Annotated in this window: 20 protein-coding genes and 1 pseudogene; 10 read left to right on the top strand and 11 right to left on the bottom strand. The window is 37.9% G+C overall.

The window, feature by feature from the left end:
- Positions 1-10: 10 nt before the first annotated feature.
- On the top strand, positions 11-670 hold the full coding sequence (locus ABDZ84_RS07920; protein WP_026682335.1) for a 4Fe-4S cluster-binding domain-containing protein: 660 nt from the start codon (positions 11-13) through the stop codon (positions 668-670).
- Between the two features lie 282 nt (positions 671-952).
- Here the strand turns inward: ABDZ84_RS07920 and ric are convergent, their stop codons facing one another.
- The 3 genes from ric to ABDZ84_RS07905 form a co-directional block, all read right to left on the bottom strand.
- Entirely contained in the window at positions 953-1,642 is a 690-nt protein-coding gene (ric, locus tag ABDZ84_RS07915) for an iron-sulfur cluster repair di-iron protein (protein WP_343780875.1), read from the bottom strand.
- Positions 1,643-1,743: 101 nt separating this feature from the next.
- On the bottom strand, positions 1,744-3,267 hold the full coding sequence (locus tag ABDZ84_RS07910; RefSeq protein ID WP_026682337.1) for a nitrate/nitrite transporter: 1,524 nt from the start codon (positions 3,265-3,267) through the stop codon (positions 1,744-1,746).
- 395 nt (positions 3,268-3,662) lie between these two features.
- The gene (locus tag ABDZ84_RS07905; RefSeq protein WP_121604546.1) at positions 3,663-3,854 is read right to left on the bottom strand and encodes a hypothetical protein; all 192 of its coding nucleotides are present in this window, start codon (positions 3,852-3,854) and stop codon (positions 3,663-3,665) included.
- Positions 3,855-4,310: 456 nt separating this feature from the next.
- Between ABDZ84_RS07905 and ABDZ84_RS07900 the strand changes: the two genes are divergently transcribed.
- From ABDZ84_RS07900 to mobB, 3 genes and pseudogenes are all read left to right on the top strand, one after another.
- A complete protein-coding gene (locus tag ABDZ84_RS07900; protein ID WP_034679444.1) occupies positions 4,311-5,555 on the top strand; it encodes a molybdopterin molybdotransferase MoeA in 1,245 nt (414 codons plus the stop codon).
- A gap of 28 nt (positions 5,556-5,583) precedes the next feature.
- A pseudogene (locus tag ABDZ84_RS07895) lies at positions 5,584-5,695 on the top strand (molybdenum cofactor biosynthesis protein MoaE); the annotation flags it as partial.
- Positions 5,696-5,870: 175 nt separating this feature from the next.
- Positions 5,871-6,356, top strand: a complete 486-nt coding sequence (mobB, locus tag ABDZ84_RS07890; RefSeq protein ID WP_034679445.1) for a molybdopterin-guanine dinucleotide biosynthesis protein B — start codon at positions 5,871-5,873, stop codon at positions 6,354-6,356.
- Between the two features lie 161 nt (positions 6,357-6,517).
- Here the strand turns inward: mobB and ABDZ84_RS07885 are convergent, their stop codons facing one another.
- The 4 genes from ABDZ84_RS07885 to ABDZ84_RS07870 form a co-directional block, all read right to left on the bottom strand.
- The gene (locus ABDZ84_RS07885) at positions 6,518-7,240 is read right to left on the bottom strand and encodes a Crp/Fnr family transcriptional regulator (RefSeq protein WP_051388403.1); all 723 of its coding nucleotides are present in this window, start codon (positions 7,238-7,240) and stop codon (positions 6,518-6,520) included.
- A gap of 462 nt (positions 7,241-7,702) precedes the next feature.
- Positions 7,703-8,206: a methylated-DNA--[protein]-cysteine S-methyltransferase gene (locus tag ABDZ84_RS07880; protein WP_343780868.1), complete on the bottom strand. Its 504-nt coding sequence runs from the start codon at positions 8,204-8,206 to the stop codon at positions 7,703-7,705.
- A complete protein-coding gene (locus ABDZ84_RS07875) occupies positions 8,190-9,104 on the bottom strand; it encodes a DNA-3-methyladenine glycosylase family protein (RefSeq protein WP_026682340.1) in 915 nt (304 codons plus the stop codon). Before ABDZ84_RS07875 ends, ABDZ84_RS07880 begins: the two co-directional genes overlap by 17 nt.
- Positions 9,105-9,106: 2 nt before the next feature.
- Positions 9,107-9,676 (bottom strand): bifunctional transcriptional activator/DNA repair enzyme AdaA, encoded by a 570-nt coding sequence (locus ABDZ84_RS07870; protein WP_034679446.1) that lies wholly within the window; start codon positions 9,674-9,676, stop codon positions 9,107-9,109.
- 179 nt (positions 9,677-9,855) lie between these two features.
- On the opposite strand from ABDZ84_RS07870, the gene ABDZ84_RS07865 reads away from it, so the two are divergent.
- Genes ABDZ84_RS07865 through ABDZ84_RS07855 form a run of 3 tightly spaced genes read left to right on the top strand, consistent with a single transcriptional unit; the run spans position 9,856 to position 12,063 of the window.
- A complete protein-coding gene (locus ABDZ84_RS07865) occupies positions 9,856-10,353 on the top strand; it encodes a PH domain-containing protein (protein WP_026682342.1) in 498 nt (165 codons plus the stop codon).
- Positions 10,353-11,852 carry a PH domain-containing protein gene (locus ABDZ84_RS07860; RefSeq protein WP_343780858.1) on the top strand — a complete coding sequence of 500 codons (1,500 nt, stop codon included), beginning with the start codon at positions 10,353-10,355 and terminating at the stop codon, positions 11,850-11,852. Before ABDZ84_RS07865 ends, ABDZ84_RS07860 begins: the two co-directional genes overlap by 1 nt.
- Positions 11,839-12,063: a hypothetical protein gene (locus ABDZ84_RS07855; RefSeq protein WP_166529982.1), complete on the top strand. Its 225-nt coding sequence runs from the start codon at positions 11,839-11,841 to the stop codon at positions 12,061-12,063. The genes ABDZ84_RS07860 and ABDZ84_RS07855 overlap by 14 nt, the downstream gene beginning before the upstream one ends.
- Before the next feature lie 691 nt (positions 12,064-12,754).
- On the opposite strand, the gene ABDZ84_RS07850 is transcribed toward ABDZ84_RS07855, so the two are convergent.
- Genes ABDZ84_RS07850 through ABDZ84_RS07840 form a run of 3 tightly spaced genes read right to left on the bottom strand, consistent with a single transcriptional unit; the run spans position 12,755 to position 14,760 of the window.
- Positions 12,755-13,315 carry an HAD-IA family hydrolase gene (locus ABDZ84_RS07850; RefSeq protein ID WP_026682345.1) on the bottom strand — a complete coding sequence of 187 codons (561 nt, stop codon included), beginning with the start codon at positions 13,313-13,315 and terminating at the stop codon, positions 12,755-12,757.
- A gap of 47 nt (positions 13,316-13,362) precedes the next feature.
- Positions 13,363-14,325 (bottom strand): D-2-hydroxyacid dehydrogenase, encoded by a 963-nt coding sequence (locus tag ABDZ84_RS07845; protein ID WP_321132461.1) that lies wholly within the window; start codon positions 14,323-14,325, stop codon positions 13,363-13,365.
- Between the two features lie 57 nt (positions 14,326-14,382).
- Positions 14,383-14,760 carry an SLAP domain-containing protein gene (locus tag ABDZ84_RS07840; RefSeq protein ID WP_051388404.1) on the bottom strand — a complete coding sequence of 126 codons (378 nt, stop codon included), beginning with the start codon at positions 14,758-14,760 and terminating at the stop codon, positions 14,383-14,385.
- A gap of 157 nt (positions 14,761-14,917) precedes the next feature.
- Between ABDZ84_RS07840 and ABDZ84_RS07835 the strand changes: the two genes are divergently transcribed.
- The 3 genes from ABDZ84_RS07835 to ABDZ84_RS07825 all read left to right on the top strand — a co-directional run bounded on the left by ABDZ84_RS07835 (position 14,918) and on the right by ABDZ84_RS07825 (position 17,093).
- Complete coding sequence (locus ABDZ84_RS07835; RefSeq protein ID WP_051388409.1) at positions 14,918-15,274, top strand: PadR family transcriptional regulator; 357 nt, start codon at positions 14,918-14,920, stop codon at positions 15,272-15,274.
- Between the two features lie 28 nt (positions 15,275-15,302).
- Complete coding sequence (locus ABDZ84_RS07830; RefSeq protein WP_051388405.1) at positions 15,303-16,067, top strand: HAAS domain-containing protein; 765 nt, start codon at positions 15,303-15,305, stop codon at positions 16,065-16,067.
- Positions 16,068-16,493: 426 nt separating this feature from the next.
- The gene (locus ABDZ84_RS07825; RefSeq protein WP_308036003.1) at positions 16,494-17,093 is read left to right on the top strand and encodes a DedA family protein; all 600 of its coding nucleotides are present in this window, start codon (positions 16,494-16,496) and stop codon (positions 17,091-17,093) included.
- Here ABDZ84_RS07825 and ABDZ84_RS07820 read toward each other — a convergent pair.
- On the bottom strand, positions 17,086-17,868 hold the full coding sequence (locus tag ABDZ84_RS07820) for a phosphatidylserine decarboxylase (RefSeq protein ID WP_205389713.1): 783 nt from the start codon (positions 17,866-17,868) through the stop codon (positions 17,086-17,088). The genes ABDZ84_RS07825 and ABDZ84_RS07820 overlap by 8 nt on opposite strands.
- Positions 17,869-18,020: the final 152 nt, after the last annotated feature.

Raw genomic sequence — 18,020 nt, 5'->3', positions numbered from 1 at the left:
TAACATCACAATGAAATTATACAATAACTTTATTCGCACATTTACTGACTTGCCTAATCATACCACATTATTGATTCATTCATTGTCAGGCTGTCCCCTTCATTGTTTGGGCTGTCATAATTATGAGGAAATCATCGCTAACACACCAAAAGAATATAAGACCACAAATGATTTATATGACTATTTGAAGAAAAGTGGCTTTTTATTCGATGCTATAATGTTCAGTGGAGGCGAATTTCTGATTAACCCATTAGATGAAGTGCGTGACCTATTGCAACAAGTGAGAGCACTTTTTGGTGGAAGAATAATTGTAACAACTAGCGGAATTTATTACCAAAAGGTTCGTGCATTATACGCGGAAAACCTTGTTGATGGCATCCATATCGATATGAAGCTGCCATATCATGTATTAGATATAGAAGAAGATGCACAAATATATAAAGATGTTATGGGAATCACACCAAGCAAAAAACTTGTTGATCAATTAATCGCAAGTGTTGACGCAGTAATTGAACATAACTCAATCTTAGACCAAGTTCGAACAGTGCAATATCCATTGCTAGATGAGGCATTTTTTACAGAGATAAAGCATTTTGTAGAGGAAAGAAAAGCATCTCATAGAAGCATTGTGCCTTATTTCCTAAATGAATTTGTTTACCCACGGAGCTAATACGAAACACATGGATCGGATACATAACTAAAATAGATAGCAAAAGCGGAACGATAAAATAGTAAAAAGAGCGCTTATCTTTTTCTATGTGCGATGTATCCGAATCACACCTTACAGGAAAAGGACGAGGAAGACCCAGGAAAGCGTCTTTGCTTCCGAGAAATCTGAACCGGACGCAGCTCAACATGCGCCTATTTATCCACATCGGCAAATTTTTTAATTTCCTAGACTACCAAAAACCGAGAACGACAAAAGATATGTCATTCTCGGTTTTTGTGTCGTTTATATTCGCTTAAACAAGATATTATTCTCCAAATGAACATGCTGGAATGTATCATCTTCCAATTCAGCTAATCTAGCATAGGTAATTTGATACGTACCGCATGCATTGACAGGAGGTTGATATCCATCGGTAATGGCCCGCATTTCCTTCAAGTCTTCTCCAACAACGTCATGCTCTTTTTCTAATTTATGAATTGTCTCATAAATTTGCTGTAACAGCTTTTCATTCGGGTTTAATTCGTATTCCTTCAATAAAGGAAAAAGTTCATTCTCTTCTTTTAAAGTATGCTCCTCCATTTCTACTTTGAAATGATTGTATAATCGATGCAATTCTATTAAATGTGGTTGATCTGCTCCATGTCGACGAAAAACCTTTGTAACAAATTCCCCTAATACAGGGAGTTCCTCTAACAAATAGGCATGATGTGTATGAACGATGTGATCTACTAGTTCTGATATAGAGAACGTACCCCAATCGACAGTAGAATCATTTGCCTGCCATCCTTGATAATTGGTATTTAATTCCTTTAAAATCGCATCTCCATCAAGATTGTTTTGAGCAAATGCTTCCTTAAGAGGGCGATCTCCGTTACAGCAAAAGTCAATCTGATGCTCCTTAAACAAGTCACTGGCCTTCGGGAACATCTTTACAATATGAGCTGGTGTGTGATCTTTCGTAAATGTATTCATTATGATTACCTCCAATACCTGACTTATCTCCAATGTAAGCTATTTCCTTTCTAGAGTCAGTGATAGAAATCACTTTTACAAAAAAGCAAAATTATCACTTATTAACTATGATGATCTCTATATTTCGACTGATTGAATTCTGTCAGATCATTAAACATGCCTACATAATATTTAACATCACCAACATTATTCTTAACGGCACTTATATTGAGCCACTCCTTGTATATTTCTCCATTTTTTCGTTTGTTCCAAATTTCTCCTTCCCAGAATCCCTTTTGATGGATATGGACCCACATTTTCTTATAAAAGGCAGCATCCTGTTTTCCAGAATGTAGTATACTTGGTTTTTTGCCAATTACATTTTCTTTTGTAAAACCGGTAACACGAGTAAAAGCAGGATTCACGTTTTGGATAACACCATCCTTATTGGTTATAATAATTGCTTCTGCAGTACTTTCAATAATTTTCCGTTCAATATTCATCTGATCTTGGTAATATAAAAACAGGACGATCACTAAACATATGAATGCAAATTGAGATAAAGCCATAAAACCGATAGAATAATGGTCTGTTATTGTATAAACAGCTGTTAGTATGATTGGCGGAAAAAAGCCACCTAATCCCCCCATTGCAGAGACGATGCCATTTACAATACCTGCTTGTTTAGAGAAGTATAAAGGAACAAGTTTAAAGACGGTTCCATTCCCAATACCCACGCTCATAGCAACAGCAATAGACCCTATGGTGTACCAGCCAATTCCTGGGGAAAAGGACAATAAAATCCCCGAAAATGCGATACCGATAAAGGTAATCATTAACATAATATACGCATTGAATTTGTCTGCCAGCCAGCCGCCTAAAGGGCGAAAGAGCGTGGCTAACACAATGAAGCCAGCCGTCCTCAAACCCGCATCTACTGTATCTAAATGATAATTATTCACTAAAAAGTTTGGAAGAAATACCGTAAAAGCGACAAAGGCACCGAATGTTACAAAATAAAACAGACTTAAAAACCAAAGTGTAGCATTACGATACACACCCTTTATTTGCTCAGACATCGAATTTTTGACCTTTGTTTCCTGTCTATCACCAAACAAAAAATTCAATCCAATAAAAAGGATTATTAAAAGGATATATAATCGAATAGTGCTTTGCCAGCCCAGAGACTGAGCGATAACAGGCGCTGCAAAAGTTGTAATGGCCGTACCTGCATTCCCAACCGCATAAATACCATTAATAAAACCATGTTTTTCTTTTGGATAATACTTAGGTAGCGATGTGACCCCAATAGAAAATGTAGCACCACTAACCCCGAGAAGTAATCCACCTATTAATAAATCTGTAAAGGAGCTTGCAATACTCAAATAATAGACAGGGAATAATAGGATGATAAAGCTAACTATGAATACCCATCGGGCGCCAAATCGATTGGCATAAAATCCAATAGGAATACGTAATATAGACCCAAGAATCACAGGAATTGCAGTTACTAGTGAAGCCTGACCTGATGTTAAAACAATATCTTCCCGAATACTAGGCATTAAAGATGAGATTAAAACCCAGATCATAAATCCAACAATTAGGCTAGATGTTTGCATCGATAACTGTATACCAGGCTTTTTCATAGGAATAATTTCCCCTTTCTCCAAGTTGATCTAGACATCTTTACGATATCGATTTACTTGATGATTAGCTGTGAAAAACATCACAGATTTATCCTGTAGTAATTCACAGAGAAAGCAGTGACATACCATAAGTATCGAGTGATGTTTTTCACAGCTTCGCATAATGCGCTATGATTAACTTAAATTACAGATACAAAAAGCACTTTATTATTGGTTTCACTCTTAGTACCTAAAGTGGAGACTTACTGCCAGTTATATGCGGGATAAAGTGAAACTTCAATCCGTCGGGGGTAACCAGTTCATGAATATAACAAAAGAAAAAATAAGAAAAACGGAGCAAAATTCGCTCAGTCCTTATCACTACATGCTCAGATTTACGCTTCCTCTAGTAGCTATTATGGAATCACTCCGGCTGCCCACTTCCCTTTCCGTGGGGTTTGGCCTTCAGCTAACTTTTTTAGCAAAACCCGCTCAAAAAAGTGGATCTTCAGGTCAAACATTTCCCACAGAAGTTGAAGTGGCCGGCCTTCGCTATTATCAGGCTCTACAACGCTAGCATGAAGTAACACAGCTGCTTTTATACTCACGGATAACGATTTTTGTAAAAAAAGTCAACCTATTACTTATGACTAGAATTGTTGCACCTTCTCATAGCGGAGACGAATTACGTAGACTCCTGCGGGATTAGCGCGAGCCGAAAATCCACTTTGCAACGTGTTCTTCTTTGCAAAGTTAGTTGAGGCTGTGCCCGCGGAAAGCGAAGTAATTCGTTGGAGCATTGCCAATATACATCAAACATTTCAAAATAACTACTTGGCTTAACGCAGTCATTGCACTGATTTTATACTTTCTTAACTTAGTACAAAAACAATTCAATTAGGCTATCAATTTAGTAAGGGGGTAAATTCCTTTTGCTTTTCATGAAATATGAACTCTAACGCATTGTCTTTTTTAAAGGTGGCAGGAGCCTCATTCATGGAACGAATTCTATGACACAAGCACAAAATTTCTATAAGAAACTAGTAGTTTAGGAGGTTACAATAATGGTTGAACGTCGAAAATCAATTAAAGTGAACGAAGCATTAAAACGTGTAATCAAATATGCTCCCCAGGGAAGTATCCATTACATCCCTATCCATCAAAGCTACGGACATTTCCTTGGAGACGATTTGGTAGCTGATCATCCCATCCCTCCTTTTGATCGCTCGCCCTATGATGGGTTTGCAGTTCGTTCTAAGGATACAGAAGCTGCTGCTAGTACCAATCCTCAAAACTATGAAGTTATTGCAGAAATTGGTGCAGGGAGCGTATTTACTGGGAAGGTTGGCAAAATGCAAGCCGTACGAATCATGACAGGTGCGCAAGTCCCCAATGGTTGCGATGCCGTTATTATGTTTGAATCTGTAAAAGAGTATGAAGCTTGTGGAAAACGATACATCCAAATTAAACGAAGGCTACAACAAGGAGAGAATATTTCCTTTACCGGTGAGGATGTAAAATCTGGAGAGGTTCTAGCTAAAAAAGGCACCTATATCAGTCCAGGAATAGTTGCCTTATTAGCCACCTTCGGTTATAAGCATGTTCCCACAAGCAAAAAACCGACTGTCGGAATTATTGCAACTGGTAGTGAACTATTAGAGTTAGATGAAGAAATACAGCCAGGTAAAATTAGAAATAGTAATGCTTATATGGTTCAATCACAAGTAATACGAGCAGGAGGGGAACCCTATTATTTTGGTCAGTTCAGTGATCATTTCACAGCCTGCTTTGAGCAAGTGAAACAGGCATTGGATCAGGTCGATATTTTAATAACTACCGGTGGTGTTTCAGTCGGAGATTACGATTATATGCAGGATATCTATAAAGAACTGGGAGCAGAAATTCTATTTAATAAAGTGGGAATGCGTCCTGGCAGTGTCACAACTGTTGCAAAAAAAACAGGCAAGCTGTTATTTGGTTTATCAGGGAATCCATCTGCCTGTTTTGTAGGTTTTGAACTTTTTACAAGGCCGGCAATTCGAAAATTCCTCCATGCTTTTCATCCACTTTTAAAAAAGGAAACGGCAATATTGGGTGCTGATTTCTCCAAACCAAATCCGTTTGACAGATTTGTCAGGGGCCGTCTAACTTTTCATCAAGGAAAGTTAGTCGCGACCCCAATTGGGTTGGATAAATCCAACGTTGTCTCCTCGCTTGGGGCTGCCAATGTATTTATCGAATTTCCTGCTGGTACAAGGGGATACAAACAGGGTAGTGAAATTTCGGTAATTTTATTAGATGATATGTAAGTATTATTTTAATATTGTAGAATAACCAATTCAGGTCGATGCCTTAGTTAAAAGGAAAGCTGATGCAATAACAACATTTATTGGTACTGTCCGAGAATGGGCAGAGGGAACGTACCCTTTATTTGGAATATCAAGTTTACGGTTAGACAAATAACAATTACAGATTTTAAAGAAAAACTAAAGAACATGCATCCTCTCGGATTAGATCAAACAATGTAGCGATTAACGAAGGATATGCTAGAAACGAAGGCGTAGTAAAATCTGGGATACGGTTGCTTTCATCCCATCTGTAAGCAGTGGTTGAGGAGGATTCATATGAAAATTATTCAAGTTGTCGGATATAAAAACAGCGGAAAAACAACCCTTGTATCCAGAATGATTAAAACGTTCTCCAAACAAGGATTCCGAGTAGCCTCCTTAAAACATCACGGCCATGGTGGTTATCCATTGGGAATGGAGAACAAAGATAGTGAAAAACACGTAAAGGCAGGCGCAATTATCTCAGGAGTGGAAGGAGATGGTATGCTTCAATTATCTTATCAAAATCCTGTATATGTAGATCAAATAGTGAAAATCTATCAAATGATGGGGATAGAGCTGTTGATCATAGAAGGATACAAGCAAGCGAACTATAGCAAAATTGTCTTCATTAGGAGTGAACAAGACCTTCACCTCTTGGATCAAATGACAAACATTCAGGCAGTCATAACATCACTACCATTACAGCAACGCTCCGATCCGTATCCAATATTTAATCATATCGAGGCGTTCATGAGGTGGCTTCTTAATAACTTTGATTAAAGAATAGCACAGTGTGATCGCCAATACAGGCAATAGGCATGCCATTCTTCATCAGCCTGTACTAGCGTAATACTGTGCTATATAATTTCCCAGAAGCGACTCGGTGTTGTCCTCACTTACCATAAACGTTCCTATACGTACGCTTAAAAACACTCATCTATTTAGTTAATGTTGCATATTTCAATCGGACAATCCTCACAGCCAATTTCATCTCTTAGGAACTGAATATCCTTTATGAGAATTTTTCCGCTACTATTAATGGATATGATGTCCATTTTCCTAAGTCTACTAAGCATCCGATTGACGCTTTCCCTACTTGCTGCGCAAAACAAAGCCATCTCTTGATTAGTAAAAGCCATGTCAATAAGAATACCATTAGAACAAGTTACACCATAGCTGTTTGATAAACGAATAAGCGTAGAGTATAATGCACCTTTTTTGCCATTCAAGAGCAGATCTCTAATTTTAGATTGGAATTTCCGCATATGGTTTCCCGACCACTTCATAAATTCAAGTGTTAAGGCAGCATTAGAGAGGAGTTCTTTTTCCAATTTATCCTTATTAATGATTACGACCTCACCAGACTCCACAACCTTCGCGCTGAGAAAGTATCTGGCATTCTCACTAAATAATGTAAGCTCACCTACAATATCGTCATGATTACATATACGAAGAGATAATTCCTTGCCGTCTGCAGTAAGCTTATTAATTTGAATCAGACCAGACTTAATCAGGTAAATTTCATGAGCTTCCATTCCTTCATGAAAAAGATGGGAGTCCTTATACATTTTTTTCTTTGAACCAATTTCTTCTAGTAGGGCATACAGCTCATGGGATATACGCTCTCTACCATGAGGTGATTTTTCAAGCAAACTGGTTTGCATATATATCAGCCCCTTTCAATAGTATCAAAGGTTTTACATATATCATTTTATCATGAACATTTATGATGTAGAGACGTAATAATTTACAATATATTGAATGAACTCCGTTATCGTTTTATGTGATCATGCAAAAGACGGAAAGTGTGGGACTAGCCAGATGGCATTGCCAAGAAGTATATGACCAACTTCGTGGAACAACGGGTTTATTTGATTTTATGATGAATGCAATTAGCTAGTAGGAGGCTTTGGTTAATCCCCCACTGATTGCTAGTACCACAAGGATATGATCTAAGGCCTTTAAATCCATCGGACATTTACTGGCAATTTACCCTATTGCTTGAAATGAGGTCTTACTGCTAGTTTATATGCGGGTTACATAAACGCCTTACCCTTCCTTTATCCATATGTTCATCGAATAAACGTTGGATATACTCTGATAACACCCAAAAAATTTTATTTTGCTCATGATAGCAAATCCATTTTTTCACTAGAGCTGATTCGTTGCTCATGCTCCAATAGCCATTCCTTCCGCCATAAACCACCAGCATAGCCTGTTAGCTTCCCATTTGCTCCAATAATTCGATGACATGGGATGGCAATACTAATTTTATTTTTACCATTGGCACTTCCAACTGCGCGAACAGCCTTTTCTCTACCGATAGTCCGTGCAATATCACGATAACTAGCCGTTTTTGCATATGGAATGGTCGTCAATGCCTGCCATACCTCTCTTTGAAACGCTGTTCCGCTCACTTCATAAGGAAACGTGAATTCCAATCGTTTTCCAGCAAAGTACTCCTCTAGCTGCTTATAGCAAATTTCAATAGCCTGTGGCGTATTCGAAGTTCGAGCATATTCAACAATTTCACGATCAGCAAATAACACAGAATAAACAGTGTCTTTTGTTCCAGCAATCTCTATTACACCAATCGGTGATGGAAAATCAACTTTATACAGGTTCATCATATAAAGACCTCCAAAGATAGAAGGTAGCATAAGCCTGCCAGCCTTCCCAATTCGTTGCTATTACTTCAATTTCCTTTATTGATGGCTTTTTATCTAAGCCTAGCTGAATTTTTAGAGCATTGTGCAAGCCGACATCGGCGATTGGTAATGCATTGGCTCTCCGAAAACATTTCATCAACACATAGTCGGCTGTCCAGTTCCCAATACCTCTAATAGCTACTAGCGCCTGCTTTATCGTATCGTAATCCTTTCCCTGTAAGTCATCCTTGGTTACATAACTATCACGTATTAACCTAGCAACTCCGATAACATATTCTGCCTTTCTAGTAGAAAATTGCAGGGCTCTTAGCTCTTTGACAGTTAGTATAGCAATCTTTTCTGGCTGTGGAAACAGCCAGAACGTTTTTCCCTTAAATGTCATATATTCCCCATACTTCTCTGTAAATCGCCTTTTTAATTTGTAAGCAAAGGTTAAATTAATTTGCTGACCAATAATTGCCCAGATTAATGCTTCAAAGAGATCGGGAATACCAATCATGCGTAAGCCCCGATACGTTAATGTAAGTCGGCTGAGCAACTGATCCTGTTCTGCAGCTTGATAAAACAATTCTACGTTCCTATCTAAATCAAACCATTCACAAATAAAGCGCACTACCTCTCGCTTTTCTTCGGTAGAAGGAACCTCTATTGGAAAATGGACGGCTAATACCTGATCATTATAAACAATGCGACATAGTATTATAGAATCGTTTATTTTTAACAGCTTATATACACCTTCCTCATGAATAACATGTACAATCTCTTGATCTGACCTGTTAAGGAATAGCAAACATTCATGAAAATTAAAATGTTCCGGAGGGGTTATTTCTATATATGTTTGGCAATCGCACCATTTCATTCTTATTGTTCCCCTCCTTGCTGAATTAGGCCATCTCGATATTCACTAGGTGAACAATGCTGATGTTTACGAAAGACTTTATAAAAATTAGATGGGCTATGAAACCCTACTCGATAACAAATTTCCAAATTCTTCAAATCAGTATTTTTTAATAAATACGCCGCCTTATCCATCCGAATTTTTTCTAAATACGTGCGAGGTGTTTCCGATGTTTCCTCTTTGAACACTCGTTCTAAATAATAGGAGCTCATACCAATGTGATCAGCAATATCCTGCAAGACAATTCGTTGCCTATAATGCTGTAGCAAATACGAGATAACGCTCTGCACAAGTGCCACATGCGGGGAGTGCTCTACCTCTGGCTGACATCTTTTACATGGCCTATATCCCGCCGCTTCTACTTGATCCATTCGATCATAAAATTCTACATTACATTTTTTGGGCTTACGCGATCTACAAGATGGGCGACAATAAATCTTTGTGGTCTTGACAGCTGTGTAAAATTGTCCATCATATATTCGATCACAAGCGACGATCCGCTCCCACATTTCTTCAAAGGAAAGATCGATCATGGAAAGCTCACTCCCTTCACGTTTCTACCTTATTCCTAGTTTAACAAAAAATTCACTTGCTTATCGTCCTCAATCTTGCGGTTACCGTCTTTCGCAAATCTATTGAAACAAATCGAACATCATATTCGTAATAAAAGACAAGCAATTTTATTATTTCGATGATAGAAGGTGACAAACATATGTATGCAAACATGAAAGAACCTGATCAACACATTTCCAAAGACGCCATTCGCGTCTGGCGGATCTCTAATTGCATTATCCATATAAGCTTTATACTGATGGCAATAATCCTACTTATACTTGATAATCATTTTGACTGGTATAATTGGGTCACTTATGTCCTATGGATTGTTCTTACTTTAGATATTATCACTGCGATCTGGTCCATCTTTTTCGAGCCTGTATTGCTACAAAAATATTGGCGATACGGGGTAGACGAAGCGTATGTAAAATTACGGCACGGTAAATGGCACATTCATAATCAAGTGATTCCGATGACCAAAGTACAGTATGTCGGATTGGAACAAGGTCCATTATTACGAAAATACAATTTGTATACGATTTCTATCGGGACGATGGCGTCCACCCACCAGATTCCTGCACTATCCGAACAAGAGGCAATATCGCTAAGAAATCAAATTGCAACACTAGCGCGGATAAAGGAAGTGGAATACTAATGGATTTAAGCAAGCGAATGCATCCACTGATGATACCCGTTTCCTATATTAAATCTCTAAAGAATACATTCTTCATATTCTTTATTTTATTTATTATTAACTTATCTAATGATGCTATGTGGGTGAAAATAGGCAGAATTCTATTTATCGTTTATTTGGTTTACGCATTATTTTCTATCATTCTAAAATGGTGGAAAACAACCTATACGCTAAAAAAGGATGCTGTTGAAATAGAGGAAGGCGTATTTACCAAAAAACACCACACTATTCCATACCAACGTATCCAAAATGTCCAATCACATACGCCATTTTATTTACGCATGTTTCAATTAACGTCCTTAACGTTAGAAACTGGGGCTGAAAGTAATGATGCTTCATTTACATTTACCGCTCTAGCAATAAAAGAAGCACAACGTATGGAAGATACGTTGGATCAATTTAAACAACAAGATGCAGAAAAAGATTGTGTGAGAACAGAGTCCTCTGAGGACTTGGTTAATCATGAAAAAAGAACGATCCATTTTAATCCAAGCAAGAATGATATTTTGAAGGCCTCCGTGTTGTCCTTTAGTTATTTATTGCTTATTCCTTTACTCATTTCCGTCTTTCAGAATATCAATGAGGTTTACGATCTGACAGACTTCGCTGAGGGGACCTTCGACTTCCTCATCCATTCTTGGCTATTGTTAACAATCGTTATTATGTTGGTTATTCTTGCTGCGGTAGTCTTTGGATTAGTACGAACCTACCTTCAGTATGGAAAATATGAAATAGCTTCTGATGAAAACCGTATTTATATTAGAAAGGGCATACTCAATGAACAGCATTTTTCGATACGAAAACAAAACGTGCAAGCTGTCCATATCGAACAATCCTTATTTAAACGAATACTACATCTAGCAGAAGTTAAGCTCATTAGCGCAGGTGGAGTTGATTTTTCCGGGGATGAGGTTAATTCCTTGTATCCATTCTTGCCAACTAAACGAGCGATTACACTAATCGAAGAGCTGCTTCCTGATTTTGAAATGAAAACAGAAATGGAACGTTTACCGAAGAAGTCACTTATCGTACGATTATGTCGCATTCCGTGGCTTTGGTTAATTGTTACAGCAATACTAATGATTTGGAAGCCTGAGTGGTGGATTATTTCGCCGATTCTCTTTGTATTAACATATACTTCTCGTATATTAGATTTCTATTTTACACGCTTTTTGATTCATGACGAATTTCTACAGATTCGTTCCGGTGGCTTTTCGTTAACTACTGTCATAACAACTCGTGAAAAAATTATCGAATTTGACTTATCTCAATCACTACTAAAAAAACGTTTAGGACTTGCCACCATTACAACAACAAACCGAGGGAAACCGATCCATGTGGAGACATTAGATGATCTATCCTATGATCAGGCAAAGGGAGCGTTTATTTGGTATACCGGACGTAAACCAGCATTAGATATGGAAGGTGACAGCTATGGAGAACAATATGGAGAACAATAATGTTTTTATTTCCGATAACTTTTTATCATTCGGCTACACTACTATGAAGAATAAGCATAATGAGAAGATAGGCTATCTTGATTTAAAGACTGCTTTCTCCTCTGGAGCTGCCGTATATGATGACAAGCAGGTCAAACAAGCCTCAGGAAAGCTTGCGTCCTTTTCTAATCAATGGACGGTATATGATCACAATGCGAAGTGCTTGGTGTAGTGAGCTACTCCCACCACTTACCACCCTTACCGTTGGGCTACGCCCTTCACACGCTTGAAGATGGAGACTTCTTTCGGAATTGTATTAAAAACAAGCTGGTTCTCATTCTCAAAAAAATATAGCTACAAAACTACTGGCAGGGGGACTTATACGATAACTTCTCCTACCTTCTCAAAAGCATTCACTGTTGTCGATACGAAGGGTAATGAAATTGCTATGTTTAAGCGAATGAATCATTTCTTTTCTTCCCCTGCTTATGAACTAGTTAAACACACGAATCATATAAGCATGGCAGAACTCGTCATTGTAGTCATGGGAGTGAATGCAATTGAAAAAAGGAAACAGTCAAGCTCCACAAACAGTGCGGGTGGAAGTATATAATGTATTTCCATCCATAAGAAGCTACCATGGAAAAGTTATAACCATCCATCCTATTGGTTAATAAAGTGAAGATTCAATCCGTAAGGGTTTTGTTGACCCCAACGGATTGTTTGTACCACAAGGGTATGACCTAAAGGCCTTTAAACAAATCGGACATTTACTGTCGATTCCCCACTTATCCATATTAGCTTCACTTGCATGAAGTGTGGTTCTTCTTGCCAGTTATATGTGGGATAAATCCTTGTACAACAGACTTATCTAAACGGGCGGGTGTTATATCACCATTCGTTCAGGAGGGTATGTGCTACGACTATTTTACAACCTCAAAAAAATCAGTATAACTAGTAAGGTAGAAATCAGCTGAAATATATTGATTTTGGAAGCTGCATGTTTTTATTCCTAGTTTCTTTGCTGGGATCAGATCAATTTCGCGATCACCTACAGCTAAATCAAGCAGATATTTCTCATGTAAATAAACATATGAGGAAGTATCCGGCTTACGAGGAAAACCATCATCGATCGTCACCACATCCGTGAAATATGACGCTAAACCATGGTAGTTTAATACACGTAGCAAATTTTTACGATCCTTATGCGTCATAATGACATTGGTATCAGCAAATTGCAAGACATGTTCTAACCCCTCAAAAGGATTTACTTCTTCGGGCGAGATATGATCTATGAGACGTCTCACCTCTTCTTCTTGTTCTCTTGTCATCCTAAAATAGGTAATAGCATGACCAAACGAAATCTTTAATTGTTGATAAATTTCGTGTTCATCCGCTTTGTCCTGTAAAACCTCCTTAAAACATTCCGTATAACGAGGGTATGTATCTATTAATGTACCATCAAAATCCCATAATATATTCAATTAAATCATTCCTTTGCTTCTTAATCGGCTGCTAAACGATGGCGACATTAATACCCTTTTTCCAGGTTAACAACATTCATATTTGGTAATTCTCCCTTAGCATAGCGCTGTAAGTTGGGCAAAAAAATATCATCGATGACGCGCTTAGCATAATGCTCAGTAGAACCAGCTGTATGTGGTGTTATAATGACGTTTTCCATATCCCAAAGTGGGCTTTCTGATGGTAATGGCTCCGTTGTAAATACATCCAGCCCCGCTCCAGCAATTTGCTTTTGTTGCAGAGCATGGACAAGATCCTGCTCATTAATAATTGGACCACGTCCAATATTAATTAATATGGCGGTTTCCTTCATTTGTTGGAATTGCTGAGCTGCAAACATCTGCTTCGTCTCCTCGGTTAACGGTAAGGTTATTACGACAAAATCACATTGCGGAAGTACTTCAGCTAATTGATCAGCTCGATACATCTGTTCCACATCATCTGTCGGCTTTCCGGAATGTCGTACACCAAGTACACGCATCCCAAATGCCTTCGCAATTTTAGCTGTTTCTAAACCGATTGCTCCAACGCCGATGATTCCAATGGTCTTGCCATGGATCTCTTGGTTGAGGTGAGCATGATGCCATAGCTTTGCTTGCTGCTGACGAACATACGTATGAATTTTACGAGTAAGTCCAAGCATTAAAGCAAATATAGTCTCTGAAATTGGATAAGCATGCACACCATTCGCACTTGTTACTACAATATTCCTTTCTTTTAAAGTAGCAAGCGGAAGACTGTTCACCCCTGCACTCCATGTTTGTACCCATTGCAAATTCGTATTTTGCTCCAGTATGGTTGGGGCAATCGCTTTCTTCCAATGCAGAATCACTTCCGCCTCTGATAATTGCTCCAATACGTTCTCAGGATGTTTATCTGCCACTACCCTCCATTCTGGTATTATTTCTTTTATTGTGTTTATCTGTGTTTCGTCCAAATCAAGATTTATCACTAAGGTTCGCTTCTTCATCATTTCCTCCTATATGAAGTGGCTAGCCGGCCCCTCTAGTTTAAAGAAATAGTTACTTTAGTTCCGTTCTCTTACATAACCAGACTCTAATTCAGGCTCTTGTTGTATCGTAGACTTAGGAAAAATAAATGTCCACGGCATACTACATCTAGGCTCAAGCGTTAACCTTGCATCTGAAAAGGTATGGGTAGCAATTGCATAACCTTTTTCATCGTAGGTCAAACGCACACCATCCAATGTCAGAATATCGTCCGTTAGATTTTGAATGATTACTGTAATAAGAAGGTCATCACGGTGATTACGCGCTTGCCAAAATGGAATAAACCGTTCCGGATGATCTGCTTGATTTGCTTTTTCAAATGCTTTCACGAGGTCCTGTCTATCCTGTGAATCAATTGTCTTGTCCCACGCCTTTTCAAAGACTAAACGTTGCATGTTAACCACCTCATCCTTTCTTCCCTTAGTATACCATTTACATGAAAATTACTCTTCCACTGGCTACTGTGTAATGCACTTTTCCATTATTTTTTAACTACAAAAACAAATACCTTGCATTACAAGGTAAATAATCGTATACTTGCATTACCTTGTAATGCAAGGCAAAGAAAGAGGTGTTACTCCATTGTCTACAACTCAAATGATGAAAGGTATTCTCGATGGTTGTCTGCTAGCAATTATTAAGGATACAGAGGTATATGGATATGAGCTAGCTGAAAAGCTTGAAGACTACGGCTTCCATTCATTTAGCGAAGGAACGATCTATCCATTACTTATGCGCATGCAAAAAGAAGAGCTAGTAACTTCAACCTTAAAAAAATCAACTGCTGGACCAAGAAGAAAATATTACTCACTGACAGAAAAAGGTGAAAGCGAATTACAACATTTTATGGAGCGGTGGCAAACGTTGCAAGCAAACGTAAACCGTGTACTGAGCGATGAGACAAAATAAAGCCTATTTACATAAAGGGGATGTTGAAATGAATACAAATCGTATTGTACTTTCGAAAAAGAGTAAACGATTCTTAGAAGATTTACGCATCTATTTATTCTCAAGTGGAAAAAATGCAGATGAAATTGAGGATATCGTAGAGGAATTACAAGTGCACCTCATCGAGGCAGAGCGAGATGGCAAGTCAATTGATAACATTGTTGGGCAATCGCCTAAGGCATATATGGATCAAATCTCTGATGAAATGCTAACAGACTATCAGGAATGGTTTACGTATATTGTTATTATTGTTTTTGGCTCCTTTGGTTTTATTATCATGAATAACCTGTTTCAGGGGAGCGTGTCCTATTCTCTATTAGAAATCATTGGTTACTTAAGTATTGCTACTGTTTTTATCATTTGTGTATTTCAAGCATTTAAATATATTGCTGCACATAATCTTTCCAAAATAGTCGAATATGTCATTTTTTACGTACTTGGCCTATTGCCAATTAGTTTGTACATAGGTTTAATCTTTTTAAACGAAGTAATAGAAACACCCGTTATCCATCTAGAAATGCTTGGTATGATAATTACTGCAATCCTTACACTCGCCTTACTACTAGCTATTTCATATTGGGCAAAAACGTGGGCCATGTTGATTATTCTAGCATTACTAATCTTACCAGATACCGTTTTGCATTCCTTTCATATTTCTGAAACGCTTCACCTCCTTTTAGGAACATCCATCAGCTTCGTTGGTATTGCCATTTACCTTGTTATTCATAGCAAATTAAGCCGCGCTCATTCATAATGGGTACGGCTTCATTTCACACATACCCAGCACGCACATTCTATTAATACGCTCTCTATTTAGTCCAAAACCGCCGTTATTATTAGCCACCGTCACCATCTTTCATACTATTCAATCCTATTTCAACATAGTAAGTATGATAGAGTCCATGTTATAATCTATAATGGAAATTAAGCGATTATTATCAAATAAAGTGAAACTTCAATGCGTGGGGGGTTTTGTTTATCCCTCACCGATTGTTTGTACCACAGAAGTATGATCTAAAGGCCTTGGAACCAATCGGACATTTACGGGCAGTTGATCCATACTTATCCATTTTGGTTTCACTTTATTGCATAACCGGGGCTTACTACCAGTTATATGTGGGATAAATAGACAGATAGACAGCTAATGAATTGAAACAGCCAATAGAGATGGAGGATGGACATGTCAGACTTAGGGAGCTTTGTTGCACATTACGGTTATATAGGGATCTTTATTGTTCTTATCTTAGGTATTATTGGGTTACCAATACCTGATGAGTTTTTACTCACTTACGTTGGTTACAGCGTATTTGCAGGACGTATGTCACTATCCTTATCACTTCTTGTAGCAATATTAGGGTCTGTCATAGGTATCTCGATTAGTTATTTTCTTGGGCAAAAACTAGGGCTACCGTTTATTAAACGATTTGGTCCTAAAGTACATATAACGGAAAAAAATATTACATGGGTGCAACATAGCTTTAGAAAATTTGGTGGATTTTTTCTTTTAACCGGCTATTTCATCCCTGGGGTTAGACATATTACCGCCTATATGGCAGGTATAACAAGCTACCGCTATTTATATTTTTCTATTTTTGCTTATATTGGTGCAATGATATGGGTATCGACATTTATTTTTTTAGGAATGATTTTAGGTAATAACTGGGAAGTTATCAAGCACGTCTTTCTTCATAGCACCAAAATATTCTGGATCATGCTTTTTATCATTATTCTTTATATTTATGGGAAAAGATGGGCGAAAAAAAGGGAGAAAGCTAGTTAGCAATAACCCCAAGACTTTCTCCATATTTTATTTCACGCCATGCTGATACATCTTCTGCAAACTGAAAGTTGTCGTTTTCTATTAATAATATGACGGTGGACCCAAATGAGAAATAAGCTAACTCTTCTCCCGGTTCTACTTGTTCATGTTGATTGGTAAGATGGATACTATTTACATTTAGAGCGCCAACCTTAACAACTGCAATATTTTTCTTGTTACTTTCTATTTCTGTAATGATGCGGTAATTTGTAGATAATGGGCGATTTCCATATTTTATACCAATCCTATTTACTGGATAGGATTTACCTCCAAGTGTCCAGTTCCCTTTAATATGCCCTTTGATTGGACTATGAATTCTGTGATAATGCTGCGGAGATAAATATAGAATGATATACTTTCCGTCCTTATATTGATTAGCTTTTTCTTTACTTCCTAGCATTTCTTCTAATAAAATCTGCCTATCTTTCACCTCATATGTTTCTGTCTCGCTTATTGAGCCAAACGCACGAATAACACCATCAACTGGGCTGACAAGAGCCCCTTCATGATTGTCGATTGGTCGACTTCCCGGCTTCAGTACTCTAGTAAAAAAATGATGAAGACTCTGGTATTCTGAAAGTGGAAGCTTGATCTCTGCTAGATTAATCCGATACACTTTTACAAACAAAGGAATTAGCATTCGACTAGATTTTGATGTTGTCACAGCTATTAGTAACTTAGATATATATCGATTTCCGGTTAGTTCTACAAGTAGCTTAAGTAGTGCCTTTAACAATGTGTGTCCCTCCAATACCATAAAGTGAAAACTTCTATCCGTAGGGTTTTCTTTATCCACCACGAATTGGCAGTTGAACTAATCGGACATTTACTGGCAGTCTCCCCCCTTCCCCATGCTTGACCGGGGGCTTACTACCAGTTATATGCGGG

Origin of the sequence: Virgibacillus salarius, from assembly GCF_039521925.1 — a bacterium.
GTDB lineage: Bacteria > Bacillota > Bacilli > Bacillales > Amphibacillaceae > Virgibacillus > Virgibacillus salarius.
The sequence above is the reverse complement of the archived record's forward strand: the minus strand, read 5'-3'. Positions and strand labels throughout refer to the sequence as shown.

Bases quoted from the DNA above. Each gene is read 5' to 3' on its own strand.
- ABDZ84_RS07875 (WP_026682340.1), bottom strand. From the start codon at position 9,104: ATGAAATGGTGCGATTGCCAAACATATATAGAAATAACCCCTCCGGAA.
- ABDZ84_RS07870 (WP_034679446.1), bottom strand. From the start codon at position 9,676: ATGATCGATCTTTCCTTTGAAGAAATGTGGGAGCGGATCGTCGCTTGT.
- ABDZ84_RS07885 (WP_051388403.1), bottom strand. From the start codon at position 7,240: ATGCAAACCAGTTTGCTTGAAAAATCACCTCATGGTAGAGAGCGTATA.
- ABDZ84_RS07860 (WP_343780858.1), top strand. From the start codon at position 10,353: ATGGATTTAAGCAAGCGAATGCATCCACTGATGATACCCGTTTCCTAT.
- ABDZ84_RS07845 (WP_321132461.1), bottom strand. From the start codon at position 14,325: ATGAAGAAGCGAACCTTAGTGATAAATCTTGATTTGGACGAAACACAG.
- ABDZ84_RS07825 (WP_308036003.1), top strand. From the start codon at position 16,494: ATGTCAGACTTAGGGAGCTTTGTTGCACATTACGGTTATATAGGGATC.
- ABDZ84_RS07835 (WP_051388409.1), top strand. From the start codon at position 14,918: ATGCAAGGCAAAGAAAGAGGTGTTACTCCATTGTCTACAACTCAAATG.
- ABDZ84_RS07830 (WP_051388405.1), top strand. From the start codon at position 15,303: ATGAATACAAATCGTATTGTACTTTCGAAAAAGAGTAAACGATTCTTA.
- ABDZ84_RS07855 (WP_166529982.1), top strand. From the start codon at position 11,839: ATGGAGAACAATAATGTTTTTATTTCCGATAACTTTTTATCATTCGGC.
- mobB (WP_034679445.1), top strand. From the start codon at position 5,871: ATGAAAATTATTCAAGTTGTCGGATATAAAAACAGCGGAAAAACAACC.
- ABDZ84_RS07880 (WP_343780868.1), bottom strand. From the start codon at position 8,206: ATGATGAACCTGTATAAAGTTGATTTTCCATCACCGATTGGTGTAATA.
- ABDZ84_RS07840 (WP_051388404.1), bottom strand. From the start codon at position 14,760: ATGCAACGTTTAGTCTTTGAAAAGGCGTGGGACAAGACAATTGATTCA.
- ric (WP_343780875.1), bottom strand. From the start codon at position 1,642: ATGAATACATTTACGAAAGATCACACACCAGCTCATATTGTAAAGATG.
- ABDZ84_RS07865 (WP_026682342.1), top strand. From the start codon at position 9,856: ATGTATGCAAACATGAAAGAACCTGATCAACACATTTCCAAAGACGCC.
- ABDZ84_RS07920 (WP_026682335.1), top strand. From the start codon at position 11: ATGAAATTATACAATAACTTTATTCGCACATTTACTGACTTGCCTAAT.
- ABDZ84_RS07910 (WP_026682337.1), bottom strand. From the start codon at position 3,267: ATGAAAAAGCCTGGTATACAGTTATCGATGCAAACATCTAGCCTAATT.
- ABDZ84_RS07900 (WP_034679444.1), top strand. From the start codon at position 4,311: ATGGTTGAACGTCGAAAATCAATTAAAGTGAACGAAGCATTAAAACGT.